The 15,075-nt window shown below is 74.8% G+C and carries 13 protein-coding genes; 6 read left to right on the forward strand and 7 right to left on the reverse strand.

All coding sequences use genetic code 11. The features are described from left to right. Window positions 1-38 precede the first annotated feature (38 nt). Window positions 39-2,300 carry an ATP-binding domain-containing protein gene (locus GTQ99_RS26790; RefSeq protein ID WP_166615580.1) on the reverse strand — a complete coding sequence of 754 codons (2,262 nt, stop codon included), beginning with the start codon at window positions 2,298-2,300 and terminating at the stop codon, window positions 39-41. Window positions 2,301-2,507: 207 nt separating this feature from the next. On the opposite strand from GTQ99_RS26790, the gene GTQ99_RS09960 reads away from it, so the two are divergent. Together GTQ99_RS09960 and GTQ99_RS09965 are read left to right on the forward strand one after the other, a co-directional pair. Continuing rightward, a complete protein-coding gene (locus tag GTQ99_RS09960) occupies window positions 2,508-3,575 on the forward strand; it encodes a fatty acid desaturase family protein (RefSeq protein WP_338074883.1) in 1,068 nt (355 codons plus the stop codon). Window positions 3,576-3,745: 170 nt separating this feature from the next. Next, window positions 3,746-3,949, forward strand: a complete 204-nt coding sequence (locus GTQ99_RS09965; RefSeq protein ID WP_166615581.1) for a cold-shock protein — start codon at window positions 3,746-3,748, stop codon at window positions 3,947-3,949. Between the two features lie 77 nt (window positions 3,950-4,026). On the opposite strand, the gene GTQ99_RS09970 is transcribed toward GTQ99_RS09965, so the two are convergent. Beyond that, on the reverse strand, window positions 4,027-4,542 hold the full coding sequence (locus GTQ99_RS09970) for a mycothiol transferase (RefSeq protein WP_166615582.1): 516 nt from the start codon (window positions 4,540-4,542) through the stop codon (window positions 4,027-4,029). Window positions 4,543-4,647: 105 nt separating this feature from the next. Here GTQ99_RS09970 and GTQ99_RS09975 point away from each other — a divergent pair, with 105 nt between their 5' ends. Continuing rightward, window positions 4,648-4,896 carry a hypothetical protein gene (locus GTQ99_RS09975; protein ID WP_166615583.1) on the forward strand — a complete coding sequence of 83 codons (249 nt, stop codon included), beginning with the start codon at window positions 4,648-4,650 and terminating at the stop codon, window positions 4,894-4,896. A gap of 39 nt (window positions 4,897-4,935) precedes the next feature. On the opposite strand, the gene GTQ99_RS09980 is transcribed toward GTQ99_RS09975, so the two are convergent. Further along, on the reverse strand, window positions 4,936-5,574 hold the full coding sequence (locus GTQ99_RS09980; RefSeq protein WP_166615584.1) for a TRIC cation channel family protein: 639 nt from the start codon (window positions 5,572-5,574) through the stop codon (window positions 4,936-4,938). A gap of 92 nt (window positions 5,575-5,666) precedes the next feature. On the opposite strand from GTQ99_RS09980, the gene GTQ99_RS09985 reads away from it, so the two are divergent. Then, a complete protein-coding gene (locus GTQ99_RS09985; RefSeq protein ID WP_166615585.1) occupies window positions 5,667-6,497 on the forward strand; it encodes an oxidoreductase in 831 nt (276 codons plus the stop codon). A gap of 53 nt (window positions 6,498-6,550) precedes the next feature. Here the strand turns inward: GTQ99_RS09985 and GTQ99_RS09990 are convergent, their stop codons facing one another. From GTQ99_RS09990 to GTQ99_RS10005, 4 genes are read right to left on the reverse strand one after another with little or no spacing between them, the layout of a single operon-like run. Continuing rightward, the gene (locus tag GTQ99_RS09990; RefSeq protein WP_166615586.1) at window positions 6,551-8,605 is read right to left on the reverse strand and encodes a beta-galactosidase; all 2,055 of its coding nucleotides are present in this window, start codon (window positions 8,603-8,605) and stop codon (window positions 6,551-6,553) included. After that, a complete protein-coding gene (locus GTQ99_RS26795; protein WP_166615587.1) occupies window positions 8,602-9,498 on the reverse strand; it encodes an ABC transporter permease subunit in 897 nt (298 codons plus the stop codon). The genes GTQ99_RS09990 and GTQ99_RS26795 overlap by 4 nt, the downstream gene beginning before the upstream one ends. Beyond that, the gene (locus GTQ99_RS10000; RefSeq protein WP_166615588.1) at window positions 9,495-10,445 is read right to left on the reverse strand and encodes a carbohydrate ABC transporter permease; all 951 of its coding nucleotides are present in this window, start codon (window positions 10,443-10,445) and stop codon (window positions 9,495-9,497) included. The genes GTQ99_RS26795 and GTQ99_RS10000 overlap by 4 nt, the downstream gene beginning before the upstream one ends. Continuing rightward, on the reverse strand, window positions 10,445-11,752 hold the full coding sequence (locus tag GTQ99_RS10005) for an extracellular solute-binding protein (protein WP_166615589.1): 1,308 nt from the start codon (window positions 11,750-11,752) through the stop codon (window positions 10,445-10,447). Before GTQ99_RS10005 ends, GTQ99_RS10000 begins: the two co-directional genes overlap by 1 nt. Before the next feature lie 215 nt (window positions 11,753-11,967). On the opposite strand from GTQ99_RS10005, the gene yicI reads away from it, so the two are divergent. Further along, window positions 11,968-14,277, forward strand: coding sequence for an alpha-xylosidase (gene yicI, locus GTQ99_RS10010; RefSeq protein ID WP_166615590.1), 2,310 nt, complete (start codon window positions 11,968-11,970; stop codon window positions 14,275-14,277). A gap of 14 nt (window positions 14,278-14,291) precedes the next feature. Continuing rightward, a partial coding sequence (locus GTQ99_RS10015) for a LacI family DNA-binding transcriptional regulator (protein ID WP_166615591.1) occupies window positions 14,292-15,075 on the forward strand: 784 nt, incomplete at its 3' end.

A 15,075-nucleotide genomic window follows, 5' to 3' on the forward strand; every position in this document is an offset into this window, starting at 1 on the left:
CTGATCCCCGTCCCGCCGATCCGACCCGCGCCCGCCCGTCAGCGCCGCAGCGAGCCCATGCCCGCCGGCAGCGGCTCGGCGTGCAGCACGTGCAGCTCCTGCGTCGCCCGGGTCAGCGCCACGTACAGGTCGTTGGCACCCCGCGGGCGGCGCAGCACCGCCGCGGGCTCGACGAGGACGACGACGTCGAACTCCAGGCCCTTGGCGCGGTGCACGTCGATCACCGACACCCGGGCGTCGAGGTCGTCGGGGGAGGCGGCCACCGACCCGGCGGGCAGCGCGGCCGCGACCGCGGCCCGCAGCGCGTCCGAGCCCAGCGGGCCGCCGGGGTCCGCGGCGATCACCGCCAGGCGCCCCTCGGCGAGCGCGCCCAGGCGCCGGCGCACCACCCGCACGACGCCGTCGGCGTCGTCGGCGCCGGCCAGCGCGACGGCGACCGGGTCGTGCTCGCCCTCGCGCACCGGCGTCGGGGGGCTGGCGGCGATGCCCGCCGTGCGCAGCACGTCGGCGGCCACCCGGGAGATGCGCGCCGGGGTGCGGTAGTTGACGGTCAGCTCCTCCAGGCGCCAGCGGTCGTCGACGACGGGCTTGAGCGCCTGCGCCCAGCTGCGCGCGCCGGCCGGGTTGGAGGTCTGCGCGACGTCGCCGACCAGCGTCATCGAGCGGGACGGGCAGCGGCGCTCCACCAGCCGCCACGCCATCGGCGACAGCTCCTGCGCCTCGTCGACGACGACGTGCCCGTACGCCCAGGTGCGGTCGGCGGCGGCGCGCTCGGCGACGGTGCCGCTGGGCCCGCCGGTGCTGAAGCGGTCGGCGAGCAGCTCGGCGCTGACGAGGTCGTTGCCCACCCCGGAGGCCTCGAACTCCTCCAGCACCTTGCGCGCGTAGGCGACCTGCTCCTCGCGCTCGGCGGCGCGGCGGGCGTCGCCGCCGCTCTCCTCCAGCGGCCCCAGCAGCTCGGCGAGCTCGTCCAGCAGCGGCACGTCGGCCTCGCTCCAGGCCGCCGCGTCCTCGCGGTGCAGCGAGCGGCGCTGCTCGGAGGACAGCTGCGGGGCGGCGCGCTCGAGGGCGGCCGGGTCGCGGTAGAGGCCCGCCAGGACCTTCTGCGGCGTCAGCGGCATCCAGCACAGGTTCACCTCCCGGCGCACGTCGAGGGACTCGCGCAGCTCGGTGAGGAGGTCGTCGCGCTCCTCGCCCAGGTCCACGCCGCGGGCGCGGGCCAGCGAGGTCACCAGGGTGTTGAGGACCTCGCGCACGAAGGTGACGCGGGCGGCGTTGTGCGGCTTGCGGGAGCGCCGCGCGCGGGCGCGCGCCGAGGCGACGGCCTCCGGGCGCAGCAGCACGCGGGTGCCGTCGAGGTCGAAGCGGATCGCGCGCTCGGGCACCCGCTGGCGGGCCGCGACCGCGGCCTCCAGGACGTCGACCATCCGCAGCGAGCCCTTGGTGCGGGCGGCGGCGGGGGAGTCCTCGCCGCGGGCCGCGACGCCGGGGAACATCTCGCCGAGCGTCATCGTCACCACGCCCGTCTCGCCGAGCGCGGGCAGCACCTGCTCGACGTAGCGCAGGAAGACGGGGCTGGGGCCCAGCAGCAGCACGCCGCTGCGCGCCAGCCGGTCGCGGTGGGTGTAGAGCAGGTAGGCGGTGCGGTGCAGCGCGACGGCGGTCTTGCCGGTGCCGGGGCCGCCCTGCACGACGAGCACGCCGCGCTCGGAGGCGCGGATGACGCGGTCCTGCTCGGCCTGGATGGTGGCCACGATGTCGCCCATGCGCCCGGTGCGCGGTGCGCTGACGGCCGCCAGCAGCGCCGCGTCACCCGTCGTGCGCCCGCCGTCGCCGGCCACGAGGACCTCGTCGTCGACGCCGGTGACGTGCCGCCCGGAGGTCAGCAGGTGGCGCCGGCGCACGACGTCGCGGGGCGCGGCCGCGGTGGCCTGGTAGAAGTCCTGCGCCGCCGGGGCGCGCCAGTCCACCAGCAGCTGGTTGCCCCGCTCGTCGGCCAGGCCGAGGCGGCCGACGTAGCGGCGGGGGTCCTCGGTGCCCGGCTGCAGGTCCAGGCGCCCGAAGCACAGCCGGTTCTCCACCGACCACAGCTGCGAGAGCCGGTCCTCGTAGAGGGTGGCGAAGGCGTCGCGCTCGAAGCGGTTCTGGTGCGTGCCGGTGGCCCTGGTGCGCCGCACCTCGGCCAGCTGGCGGGCGGTCTGCTCGCGCAGCGCGTCCAGGCGCGCGTACAGCGTGCCCACGTGCGCGTCCTCGCGGGCCACCTCCGGGTCGGGCTCCGGCGCGGTCTGGGCGAGAGGCACCGCAGAAGACTAGTCCGGGCCCCCGGACGGCCCGCCGCCCGGGCACGCGGGCGGCCGGGCACCCGACGGGTGGTCCGAACGTTGTGCTGATCGAGAACAGTTGCGATTGGATGCAGCACGCGCCGTGTCACCCACGGGGGAACCCTCCCCGGGCACCGCTCCGACCCCGCCGTCCGGCGGGGTCGCCGACGAGGCCCTGGAGGCTCCGTGACCCTGACCACACCTGCGCCCGGCCGCCCGCGTCGCAGCACCCCCTACGCCGAGCTGACCGCGCAGGTGCAGTCCGAGGGCCTCATGGCCCGGCGCACCGGCCACTACTGGGTCCGCATCGCCGCCACCGGCGCCGCCCTGGCCGCCGTCGTCGCGGGCGCCGTCCTGCTGCGCGAGTCCTGGCTGGTGCTGCTGCTGGCCGCCCCGCTGGCCCTGGTGCTCACGCAGTTCGCCTTCCTCGGCCACGACGGCGCGCACCGGCAGATCTTCGCCTCGCACCGCGGCAACGAGTGGGCCGCGCGCATCTTCGCGGCGCTGCTGACCGGGCTGAGCTACGGGTGGTGGATGGGCAAGCACAACAAGCACCACCAGGCGCCCAACCAGCGCGGGACCGACACCGACATCGAGTCCACCGTGGTGTCCTTCCACGAGGAGGCGGCCGCCTCCCGCCGCGGGCTGCTGCGCTGGGCCACCCGCCGCCAGGGCCTGTGGTTCTTCCCGCTGCTGCTGCTGGCCGGCGCCAACCTGCACGTGGACTCGGTGCGCTCGCTGGTCACCGGCCGCCGCACCAAGCGCCGCTGGGTCGACGCCTCGCTCATCGCCGTGCACTGGGCCGTCTACGCCGGCTCCCTCGTCCTGCTGCTGGGCCCGGGCCGCGGTGCGGCCTTCTTCGGCATCCACATGGCCGCCTTCGGGCTCTCCATGGGCGGCGCCTTCGCCCCCAACCACGTGGGCATGCCGATCGTGGCGCGCGAGACGAAGGTCGACTTCATCCGCCGCCAGGTGCTGATGTCCCGCAACATCTCCGGCGGCTGGTTCGTGGACCTGTTCATGGGCGGGCTCAACTTCCAGGTGGAGCACCACCTCTTCCCGAGCATGCCCCGCCCGAACCTGCGCCGCGCGCAGCCGTTCGTGCGCCGCTTCTGCGCCGAGCACGGCATCGACTACACCGAGACCTCCCTGGTGGGGGCCTACCGGGCGATCGCCGCGTACCTCGACGAGGTGGGCCTGGCCGCCCGCGACCCCTTCCGCTGCCCGCTGGTCTCGCAGCTGCGCAGCAGCTGAGCCCGGCTCCGCTTCCCCGCCGGGTCGCGGACGTGCTACGGTTCCCGAAGTCGTAGTTTCTCGCAGTGCTCAGCGCCCCGGGGAATCTTCTCGAGGGCCGTCTCTGACACTCAGGTCAGCACCCTCGGCGGCAAGCTCCAGTCTCTTGGAGCGTTACCCGAGGAGGCCACATGGCTCAGGGCACCGTGAAGTGGTTCAACGGCGAGAAGGGCTTCGGCTTCATCGCCCCGTCCGACGGCAGCCCGGACGTCTTCGTCCACTACTCGCAGATCGCCGGCAACGGCTTCCGCAGCCTGGACGAGAACGACCAGGTCGAGTACGAGGTCACCCAGGGCGCCAAGGGCCCCCAGGCCTCGAACGTCGTCCGTCTCTGACGCACTCCTGACCGGCCCCCTCGCGGGCCGGCACGCGATCCCCGTCCCGGCAGCAGCCGGGGCGGGGATCGTCGCGTTCAGGCGCTCCCGCGCCGCTCCAGGACGCCCCGCACGAAGGCCGCCTGCCCCGCGTGCTCGAGGTCGTCGTCCAGCACGCTCACCAGCCGCACCCCCAGCGTGACCGGGGGGTCCCAGCGCTCGTCGACGACGCGGTCGAGGTCGGCGCCGCCCAGGGTGCGCAGGTAGCCGAGCGTGCGCTCGTGCACCGCGTCGTGGTAGCCCGTCAGCAGCTGCGCCGGCAGCCGCACCCGCCCGACCTGCTCGGCGCCGAAGCCGTAGCCGGTCTCGGCGTCGTCGAAGGGCAGGGCGCAGCGGGCGGCCCAGCCGTCGGCCGTCCACGTCTGCTCGTGACCGGCGACCTCGCTGACGTGGTCGTCCTGCACCCGGGTCAGGTGCCAGACCAGCCAGGCGATCGAGTTGGCCCCCTCGTCCAGGCGGGCGGCGAGCGCGTCCTCGTCGAGGCCGTCGACGGCGGCGTGGACGGCGGGCCGGATGCGGTCGTAGCCGTCGAGCAGGAGGTCCTTGGCGTCCATGCCCCCTGCCTAGCCCGCCGGCGGCGCGCGCGCACCCCGGCGCGGCGTTGCGCCGGTCGGGGGACCGGCCGCAACGCCGGCCGGGCGGGCCCCGATGGACGTGTCGTGATGCAACGCGAAGCCCTCGGGGAGTGGTGGTCCTCGCTCGACCCCGCCTACCGCCGGCACGTCCTGGAGATCGAGCCGGGCGACTTCCTCAGCGAGGCGGTGGCCCTGGACCTGCAGCTGTACGGCGTCCACGTGCCCGACGTCGCCGTCGCCTGGGACGTCGACGGCGTCGTGGAGCGCATCGTCGTGCACGTGCAACCGCGCGAGTTCACCGACTTCCTCGCCGGTCAGCGCGCCCTGCGCTGAGGACCCGGCCCCCTCGGGCAGGGTGCCCGCCGCGCCGCCTCACTCGTCGAGGGAGCCGCGCGCCACGTCGGCCCGCGGCGCCTGCCAGCCGCGCAGCACCCCGCCCAGCCGCAGGCCCGCGCAGACCGCCCCGCCCACCAGGGCCGAGGCCAGCGGCGGTGCGCCCAGCAGCGGGGCGAGCACGGCGATGGCCGCCGCCAGCAGCGCGGGCACGGCGTACAGGCCGCCGGTGAGGATCGAGGGCACCCGGCGCACGAGGACGTCGCGCAGCGTGCCGCCGCCCACGCCGGTCAGGCCGCCCAGCAGGACGGCCGAGCCGGCGCTCGCCCCGGCCTCGTAGGCCACCTGGGCGCCGGTGACGGAGAACAGCGACAGCCCCACGGTGTCGAAGAGCAGGATCGGGCGCGTCAGCCGCGCCAGCAGCCGGTGCGCGCCGAAGGCCAGGAGCGCCCCCGCGGTGGCCGTCGCCAGGTAGTACCAGGTGCGCAGCGAGGCCGGCGGCAGCTCGCCCAGCAGCACGTCGCGCAGGATGCCGCCGCCCACCGCGGTCACCACGCCCAGCGCCACGACGCCGAACAGGTCCAGCGTGGTGGCGCGCATCGCGGTGAGCGCCCCGTCGAGGGCGAAGGCGAAGACGCCCAGCAGTTCGAGGGTGAGCAGCAGTCCTTGGGCGGTCACCGCACGAGTCTGCCGTGCGCGCCGCGACGGGCCGCGACGGGCCGCGCGGGGCCGCGCGGCGGGCGGCGCGGTGGGCGGGGCAGGATGCCCGCATGTCCACCTGGCTCATCACCGGCTGCTCCACCGGCCTCGGCCGCGCCCTCGCGCGGGCCGTCCTCGACCGCGGCGAGAACGCCGTCGTCACCGCGCGCGACGTCACGACCGTCGAGGACCTCGCGCGCGAGCACCCCGGCACCGCGCTGCCGCTGGCCCTCGACGTCACCGACCCCGACCGCGTCGCGGAGGTGGTCCGGCTGGCCGAGGAGCGCTTCGGCGCCGTCGACGTCCTCGTCAACAACGCCGGGTACGGCTACCGCGCGGCCGTGGAGGAGGGCGACGACGCCGACGTGCAGCGGCTGTTCGCCACGAACTTCTTCGGCGCGGTCGCGCTCGTCAAGGCCGTGCTGCCGGGGATGCGCTCCCGGCGCAGCGGCGCCGTCGTGAACGTCTCCTCGATCGGCGCGCGGATCTGCCCGCCCGGGTCCGGGTACTACGCGGCGAGCAAGGCCGCGCTGGAGGGCCTGTCGGGCTCGCTGCGCACGGAGCTGGCGCCGCTGGGGATCTCCGTGGTCGTCGTGGAGCCGGGCGGCTTCCGCACCGACTTCGCCGGGCGCTCGCTGACGCAGGCCGCGCAGCCCATCGCCGACTACGCCGACACCGCCGGCAAGCGGCGCAAGGAGCACGACACCGCCCACGGCAACCAGCCGGGCGACCCGGTCAAGGCCGCGCAGGCGATCGTCACGGCCGTCACCTCCGAGGCGCCGCCCGCGCTGCTGCTGCTCGGCAGCGACGCCGTGCAGGCCTTCGAGGGCGTCCTCGACGCCCACCGCGCCGACATCGACGCCTGGCGCGGCCTCAGCACGTCCACCGACGTGGACGGCTGAACCCGCCGGCACCCGCCGGCCGCACCCCGGGGCGCCCGCCCCGGGGTGCGGCCTCAGCCCGCGGCCTCCACGCGCCAGCCCCGCCGGCCGCCCGTGCGCAGCACGCGCCAGCCGCGCGCCGCCACGGGCAGGCCCTCCCCGGCGTCCTCACCGCTGAGCACGTCCGTCCCCGGCCCGCTGACGCGCACGGCGTCGCCGGAGTGGTTGAGGACGAAGAGGTGGTCGGCGTGCGCGCCGCGGCGCAGCACCGCCTCCACCGGCGGCGGGCAGCCCTCGACGGTGCGCCGGGCCCCCGCCTCCTCGCAGACCCCGCGCAGCCAGCGCCGCAGCGAGCCGCCGTCGAGGAAGGTGGAGGCGTAGTGGGCCGCGCCGGCGCCCGCGGCCGCGCGGGTGATGGCGGGCGAGCCGTCGAGCTCGCCGCCGGCGTAGCGCGCCACGACCTCGGCGCCCTCGGGCTCGAGCAGCTCGCTCCACACCCGCCCGGTCAGCTCGCCGCCCGGCCCGCCGCTCAGCTGCACGCGCTCGGCGGCGTCGAGCGGGTGCAGCTCCTGCACGCGCACCCCGAGCAGGTCGCGCAGCCGGCCGGGGTAGCCGCCGGGCACGACGTGCAGGTCCTCGTCGGCGTAGCCGGTGAAGGGCTGCACGAGCAGGTGCCCGCCGCGCTCGACGAAGGCCCGCAGGCTCGCCAGGGCCGCGTCGCCCACCGCGAACAGGCTGGGCACGCAGACGACGCGGTAGCGGCTCAGGTCGGCGTCGGGGGCGGCGAAGTCCACGGCGTAGCCCTCGTGCCACAGCGCCCGGTGGGTGGCCCGCACGGCGGCGGAGTAGTCCAGCTCGTCGCTGGGCAGCTGCGGCGCCTCGGTGGCCCACCAGCCCTCCGCGTGCCAGAGCACCGCGACGTCCGCCTCGACCAGCCGGCCGTCGGCGGGCGGCGCGGCGACCTCGCCCAGGGCGGCCACCACCCGGCCGAGGTCGGCGAAGGCGCGGAAGGAGCGCGAGTCCTCGCCGGTGTGCGGGACGATCCCGCCGTGCCAGGCCTCCGAGCCCGCGGCCGGCGCCCGCCACTGGAAGAACAGCGCGCCCTGGGAGCCGCGCGCGAGGTAGGACAGGGAGTTGCGCACCACCCGCTCGACGTCCTTGTGGGCGCGCCGGCCGGCCACCGTGGAGGAGGTGGTGCTCTGCTCCATGAGCAGCCAGGGACCCCCGTGCGAGAACGAGCGGGCGAGGTCGGCGCCGTAGGCGGCGTGCGTCTCGCCGTCGGGGCCGACGGTGTCGAGGTAGTGGTCCAGCGAGACGACGTCGAGCTCGTCCGACCAGCTCCACTGCTCCAGGTGGTTCCACGTCGGCAGCATGAAGTTCGTCGTCACCGGGGCGCTGGAGCCCGCCGCGCGGATGGCGTCGCGCTGCTCGCGGAACGCGTCGAGCATCTCGTCGGAGCAGAAGCGCCGGAAGTCCATCGCCTGCCCCGGGTTGACCAGGTACTGCGTGCGGCGCGGGGGCAGCACGTCCTCCCAGGAGGTGTAGCGCTGCGACCAGAACGCGGTGTACCAGGAGCGGTTGAGCTCGTCCAGGGAGCCGTGGCGGCGCTGCAGCCAGCGCCGGAAGGCGGCGGCGGCGTGCTCGCCGTGGTCGATGGTCCCGTACTCGTTGTGCACGTGCCAGGCCAGCAGCGCGGGGTGGTCCCCGTAGCGCTCGGCCAGGCGCTCGGCGATCGCCCGGCTGGCCGCGCGGTAGGCCGGGGCGCTCACCGCGTAGGTGTCCCGGCTGCCGTGCGTCAGCCGCACCCCGTCGGGACCGACGGGCAGGGCGTCGGGGTGGGCGCGGGTGAACCACGGCGGCGGCGAGGCCGTCGGCGTGGCCAGCACCACGCCGATCCCGCCGGCGTGCAGGGTGTCCAGGACCCGGTCGAGCCAGCCGAAGTCGTACACGCCCTCCTCGGGTTCCAGCAGCGCCCAGGAGAAGACGCCGACCGTGGCGGCGTTGACCCCGGCCCGCTGCATGAGGACGACGTCCTCCTTCCACACCTCCTCCGGCCACTGCTCGGGGTTGTAGTCCCCGCCGTACAGCAGCCGGTCCGTGGGCAGGCCCCGGTCGGGCGTGCGCGTCATCCCTTCAACCCTCCACTGATGAGGTCCATCCGCCAGAACCGCTGCAGGAAGAGCAGCAGCGCGATGAGCGGGAGGATGGACACGGCGGCGCCGACGATGGCCAGCGAGTACAGCGCCGGCTCTCCGGACCCCTTGGCGAGCAGGCTGTAGAGCCCGACGGTGAGGGGGTAGCGGTGCTCGTCGGACAGCATGACGAAGGGCAGCAGGAAGTTGTTCCAGATGCCCACGAACTGCAGCATGAACACGGTGACCATGCCGGGCAGCAGCATGGGGACCGCGACGGCGGTGAAGGTCCGCCACTCGGAGGCGCCGTCGATGCGGGCGGCCTCGACGACCTCCTCGGGCACGGCCGCCGCGGCGTACACCCGCGAGAGGTAGATGCCGAAGGGGGAGATGATCGAGGGCAGCAGCACCGACCAGTGGCTGCCCATCAGACCCAGCTTGCTCATGAGCAGGTACTGCGGGATCGCCAGCGTGATGCCCGGCAGCAGCACCCCGCCGAGGACGGCGTAGAAGATCGCGTCCCGGCCGGGGAAGCGGAACTTCGCGAGCGCGTACCCGGACATCGCCGACACGAGCGTCGAGAGCACCGCACCGACGCCCGCGTACAGCAGGCTGTTGGCGCACCACAGCAGGAACGCGCCGTCGCCGTAGGCGAAGAGGTCGCCGAGGTTGTCCAGCAGACCGGTGCCGGGCGCGAAGGTGAACGTGGAGAACAGCTCCCCGCGCGACTTCGTGGAGGCGACGAGGACCCAGGCGACGGGCACCAGGCAGTACAGCGCGCCGACGAGAAGGACGGCGGTCGGCAGGACCCTCGCGCGCTGCCGGGGGCGCCGGGCGGCCGGTGCGCCGATCGCGGGGCGGGTCCCCACCGGCGTCCCGACGGCGCTCACGCGGCGTCCCCGAACGCCCGGCGCTGCGCCAGGCGCAGCAGCACGACCGAGACCACGAGGGTCCCCAGGGCCAGCAGCACGGACGCGGCGGCCGCCAGCGGCAGGTCGTCGCGGGTGAACGCGTCGCGGTAGATCGTCATGAGCGGCACCCAGGTCTGCGTGATGGACGTGGTCATGGGCCGCAGCGTCGTCGGCTCGCCGTACACCTGCAGGGTGCCGATGAGCGAGAACAGCCCGGTGAGCACGAGCGCGGGGGCCACCAGCGGCACCTTGATGCGCAGCGCGACCTGGGTCTCGGAGGCGCCGTCGATGCGGGCCGCCTCCTGCACCTCGGAGGGGATCCCGCGCAGCGAGGTGTAGATGATGATCATGTTGAAGCCGACGCCGCCCCAGATCGCGATGTTGGCCACCGAGCCGAACAGGGCCGCACCGGACAGGAACGGCACCGAACCCCAGCCCAGCGCCTCGGTGACGTGGCTGACCGGGCTGGTGGTCGGCAGGTACAGGAACCCCCACAGCAGCGAGGCGATGACCCCGGGCACGGCGTACGGGATGAAGATGGCGGTGCGCGAGAAGCGCTTGGCGGCCGTCGTCGTCGCGTCCAGCAGCAGCGCGAACAGCAGCGCCAGGCCCAGGGTCAGCGGGACGGCGATGGCGCCGTAGACGGCCAGGCGGCCGAAGCCGGAGAGGAAGTCGGCGCTGGTCAGCGCGGCGGCGTAGTTCTCGAAGCCGACGAACACCTCCTCGCGCCGGCCGAACGGCCCGCCCCCGCTGATGCGCAGCCCGCGCAGGCTGAGCCAGACGGCGTAGCCGATGGGCACCACCAGGAACAGCGCGAACAGCACCAGGCCGGGGGTCAGGAACAGGTACGGGGCCAGCGGGACGCGGGTCCTGCGGCGCAGGGCCGGTGCGCCGGCGGTGGCGGTGGCGGGGGCGGTGGTGCTCATCAGCCGGCGCTGACCGTGAAGCCGGACTTCTCCATGTCCGCCACGACGGCCTCCTGGACGGTGGCCAGCGCCTCGGTGAAGGGGGTGCCGTCGGTCACGGCGGCGTTGAAGGCGTCCTGGAAGGCGCTGTTGGCGACGTTGACGTTGGGGCCCCAGCTGACCTCGGGGACGGTGCTGGAGGCGATGCGCTGGGCGACCTGCCAGTAGTCGGCCTGCTGCGGCGACTGCACCGGCGGTGCGCTGGAGAGCGTGAGCTCCTGGCCGACGAGCGAGGCCGGGTACTGGCCCGCCTCGATCTGCGCGGCCGACCCCTCCTTGGAGGTGTTGATCCACTTCGCGAACTCGGCGGCCTCCTCGGGGTGCTCCGAGCTCGTCGTGACGACGACCGCCGACCCGCCCTGGAAGGAGACCGCGCTCTGGCCGGCCTGCCAGGCGGGGATCGGGGCGAGGGCCCACTGGCCGGCCTGCTCGGGCACGACGCCGTTGATCACGCCGTTGGCCCACAGCGCCGACGGCCAGGAGAGCACCTTGCCGGCGGCCAGCTTGGCGTTCCACTCCGGGGTCAGCAGCGGTTCGGCGTCGATGACGTCGCGGTCGACGAGGTCCTGCCAGTACTGCGCGACCTGCCGGGACGGCTCGTCGTCGATGCTGACCGTCCAGGCGTCGCCGTCGACGCTCCACCACTGCGCGCCGTTCTGCTGGGCCATCGCCGCGAAGCCGCCGAACTCGGCGGGGGCGAACGTCGCCAGCGTCGAGGCCGGGTCCTTCTGCTTCACCTGCTCGGCGACGGTGGCGAACTCCGCCCAGGTGGTGGGGACGGGGATGCCGAGCTCGGCGAAGCGGGCCTGGTTGTAGACCATCGCCTGCGGGCCGACGTCCTGCGGCACGCCGTAGACGGCGCCGTCGAACTCGACCTGGCTCCAGACGCCGGGGTTGAACTCGCCCTCGACGTCGGCGGTGTGCTCGCCGATGTCGGCGGCGACCCCGCCGACGATCATCGCCGGGAGGGTGTCGTACTGGACGACGGCGACGTCGGGGGCGTTCTCGGCGCGGGTGGCGGTGAGCAGCTTGGCGCTGGAGTCGGTCGAGCCGCCGGCGTCGGTCTTCTCCACCTGCACGTCCGGGTGCGCCGCGTTCCACGCCTCGACCATGCCGTCCTGGGCGGTGCCCCAGGCCCAGTACTCCAGGGTGATCGGCCCGTCGCCGCCGCCGTCGGCGCCGGCGCTGTCGCCGCCGCCCGAGGAGCAGGCTCCCAGGGCCAGCACCAGACCCGCCGCCGCCGCGGTCGCCAGAGTCCTCCTGCGCATGTCCGTCTCCTTCGACGTAGGGGTGTCGCCGGCGCGGTGTGGTGAAGCGCTTCGACGATGTTCGTCGAAAGCTTCGACGCGGCAGGGCGGTGGTGTCAACCCCGGTGCGGCCACGACCGCGCGTGGGCTTGTCCGGGAGGAGGCCGATCCGTACGGTGACCGGCGAAGCGCTTCGACGCGCGATCGACGACGATTCCGAGAGGGACCCGCACCGGATGAAGTTCACCGACGGCTACTGGCTCGCCCGCGAGGGCGTGCAGCCGCAGTTCGCTGCCGAGGCCTACGACATCGGCGTGGACACCGGCCCCGACGGGGACCGCCTCGTGGTCCACGCGCCGACGCGGGTGGTCGCCTCCCGGGGCGACACCCTCAACCGCACCCTGGTGACCGTCGTCTTCGACAGCCCCGCCGAGGGTGTCGTGCGCACCCGCATCAGCCACCACGAGGGCGGGCTGCCGGCGGTGCCGGCGTTCGCGCTCACCACCGGCGGCGGGGGCGCGCGGGTGGAGGTCGACGAGCAGGGCGGCACCCTGCGCACCGGCGACCTCCTCGTGCGGGTGCGCCGCGGCGCCCCGTGGTCGGTGGAGTACAGCGACTCCCGCGGGGTGCTCACCCGCAGCCTGCCCAAGAGCGTCGGCGTCGTCACCGACGCCGAGGGCCGCTGCTTCGTGCACGAGCAGCTGGGGCTGTCGGTGGGTGAGACCGTGCACGGCCTGGGGGAGCGCTTCGGCCCGGTCGTCAAGAACGGGCAGGTCGTCGACGTCTGGAACGCCGACGGCGGCACCTCCAGCGAGCAGGCCTACAAGAACGTCCCCTTCTACCTCTCCAGCCGCGGCTACGGCGTCTTCGTCGACGACCCGGGCCCGGTGTCCTTCGAGGTCGCCTCCGAGGTCGTCTCGCGCACCCAGTTCAGCGTCGAGGGGCAGGTGCTCACCTACCACGTCGTCTCCGGGCCCACCCCGCTGGAGGTGCTGCGCCGCTACACCGGCCTCACCGGCCGCCCGCCGCGCATCCCCGAGTGGTCCTTCGGGCTGTGGCTGTCGACGTCGTTCACCACCGACTACGACGAGGCGACCGTGACCTCGTTCATCGACGGCATGGCCGAGCGCGACCTGCCGCTGAGCGTGTTCCACTTCGACTGCTTCTGGATGCGCGAGTTCAACTGGACCGACTTCGAGTGGGACCCCCGCACCTTCCCCGACCCCGAGGGGATGCTGCGCCGGCTGCACGAGCGCGGCCTGAAGGTCTGCGTCTGGATCAACCCCTACATCGCCCAGCGCTCACCGCTGTTCCGCGAGGCCGCCGAGAACGGGTACCTGCTGCGCCGCACCGACGGCAGCGTGTGGCAGTGGGACATGTGGCAGGCCGGGATGGGGGTCGTGGACTTCACGAACCCCGCGGCGCGGGCCTGGTTCGCCTCCCACCTGCACCGGCTGCAGGACATGGGCGTCGACGCGTTCAAGACGGACTTCGGCGAGCGCATCCCCACCGAGGGCGTCGTCTGGTCCGACGGCTCGGACCCGCGGCGCATGCACAACCACTACGCCCAGCAGTACAACGCCTGCGTCTTCGAGGCGCTGGGCGAGCACCGCGGCGAGGGCGAGGCGGTCGTGTTCGCCCGCAGCGCCACCGCCGGCGGCCAGCAGTTCCCCGTGCACTGGGGCGGCGACTGCTACTCCACGTTCGAGGCGATGGCCGAGACGCTGCGCGGCGGGCTGTCGCTGGCCGCCAGCGGGTTCGCGTTCTGGAGCCACGACATCGGCGGGTTCGAGGGGAACCCCGACCCGGCCGTCTTCAAGCGCTGGCTGGCGTTCGGGCTGCTGTCCTCGCACAGCCGGCTGCACGGTTCCAGCTCCTACCGCGTGCCGTGGGTCTTCGACGAGGAGGCCGTCGAGGTCACCCGCCGCTTCACCCGGCTGAAGATGCAGCTCATGCCGTACCTGGCGGAACTGGCGCAGCAGGCGCACGAGAACGGCGCGCCGGTGCTGCGGCCGATGTTCCTGGAGTTCCCCGGCGACCGGGCGGTCGCGCACCTGGACGCGCAGTACATGCTCGGGCCCTCGCTGCTGGTGGCTCCCGTCTTCACCGCCGACGGCACCGTCGAGCACCACGTCCCGGCCGGCACCTGGCGCAACCTGCTGACCGGCGAGGCCGTCGCCGGCGGCGGCTGGCGCACCGAGGTGCACGGGTTCGACTCGCTGCCGCTGCTGGTGCGCCCGGGCACCGTCCTGCCGTTCGGCGCCCGCAGCGACCGCCCCGACTACGACTACGCCGACGGCGTGCTGCTGCGCTGCTACGAGCTCGCCGACGGCTCGGAGACGACGGTGCGCCTGCCCCGGCTGGGCGGCGGCCTCGCGGCCACCGCGACCGTGCGCCGCGACGGCGACGTCGTGCGCGCCGAGCTGACCCCGGCCGCGGGCGCGCCGGCCGCCGCGTGGTCGCTGGAGGTCGTGGGCGTCGACGGCGCCCTCGCGCACGCGCAGGCCGGCAGTACCGTGCTCGAGGTCGGCCTCGGCCGCAGCTGAGGGAGGAGTCGGGGATGGCGACGATCATGGACGTCGCGCAGGAGGCGGGGGTATCGCCGAGCACGGTGTCCTACGTGCTCAGCGGCAAGCGGGCGATCTCCGCGGCGACCCGCGCCCGCGTCATGGACGCCGTCGCCTCCCTCGGCTACCGCCCGCACGCCGGGGCCCGCGCCCTGGCCTCGGCCCGCACCCAGGTCGTCGGCCTCGTCGTGCCGCTGCACGAGGACGCCGACGTCAACGTCGTCATGCAGTTCGTGCGGGCGGTGACCACCACCGCCCGCCGCCACGAGTACGACGTGCTGCTGCTGACCCAGGAGGACGCCGGCGCCCTGGAGCGGGTGACCTCCGGGGCGCTGGTGGACGGCCTGGTGGTGATGGACATCGAGGCCGAGGACCCGCGGGTGGCGCTGCTGGCGCGCCTGGACCGCCCGGCGGTGCTCATCGGGCTGCCGCGCGAGAGCCGGGGGCTGTCCTGCGTGGACTTCGACTTCGCGCGGGCGGCGCGCTCGGCGGTGGACCACCTGGTGCGCCTGGGGCACCGCAGCATCGGGCTGGTCAGCGCGAGCGCGTCCTCGGTGCACCGGGCGGGGTACGTGGACCGGCTGCGGGCGGGTTTCGAGGAGGCCGCCGCGGCGGCGGGGGTGGCGGTGGCCACCAGCCCGTGCGACGCGAGCCCGCAGGCGGCGCGCGCCTGCCTGGCCGCGCTGCGCGAGCAGCTGGGCGGGCTGAGCGCGCTGGTGGTGCACCACGAGGCGGCGCTGCCGCACCTGCTGGGGGTGCTGGCCGAGGAGGGGGTGC

Origin of the sequence: Kineococcus vitellinus, from assembly GCF_009906315.1 — a bacterium.
GTDB lineage: Bacteria > Actinomycetota > Actinomycetes > Actinomycetales > Kineococcaceae > Kineococcus > Kineococcus vitellinus.

Bases quoted from the DNA above. Each gene is read 5' to 3' on its own strand.
- GTQ99_RS09965 (WP_166615581.1), top strand. From the start codon at position 3,746: ATGGCTCAGGGCACCGTGAAGTGGTTCAACGGCGAGAAGGGCTTCGGC.
- GTQ99_RS09970 (WP_166615582.1), bottom strand. From the start codon at position 4,542: ATGGACGCCAAGGACCTCCTGCTCGACGGCTACGACCGCATCCGGCCC.
- GTQ99_RS10000 (WP_166615588.1), bottom strand. From the start codon at position 10,445: ATGAGCACCACCGCCCCCGCCACCGCCACCGCCGGCGCACCGGCCCTG.
- yicI (WP_166615590.1), top strand. From the start codon at position 11,968: ATGAAGTTCACCGACGGCTACTGGCTCGCCCGCGAGGGCGTGCAGCCG.
- GTQ99_RS10005 (WP_166615589.1), bottom strand. From the start codon at position 11,752: ATGCGCAGGAGGACTCTGGCGACCGCGGCGGCGGCGGGTCTGGTGCTG.
- GTQ99_RS09985 (WP_166615585.1), top strand. From the start codon at position 5,667: ATGTCCACCTGGCTCATCACCGGCTGCTCCACCGGCCTCGGCCGCGCC.
- GTQ99_RS09990 (WP_166615586.1), bottom strand. From the start codon at position 8,605: ATGACGCGCACGCCCGACCGGGGCCTGCCCACGGACCGGCTGCTGTAC.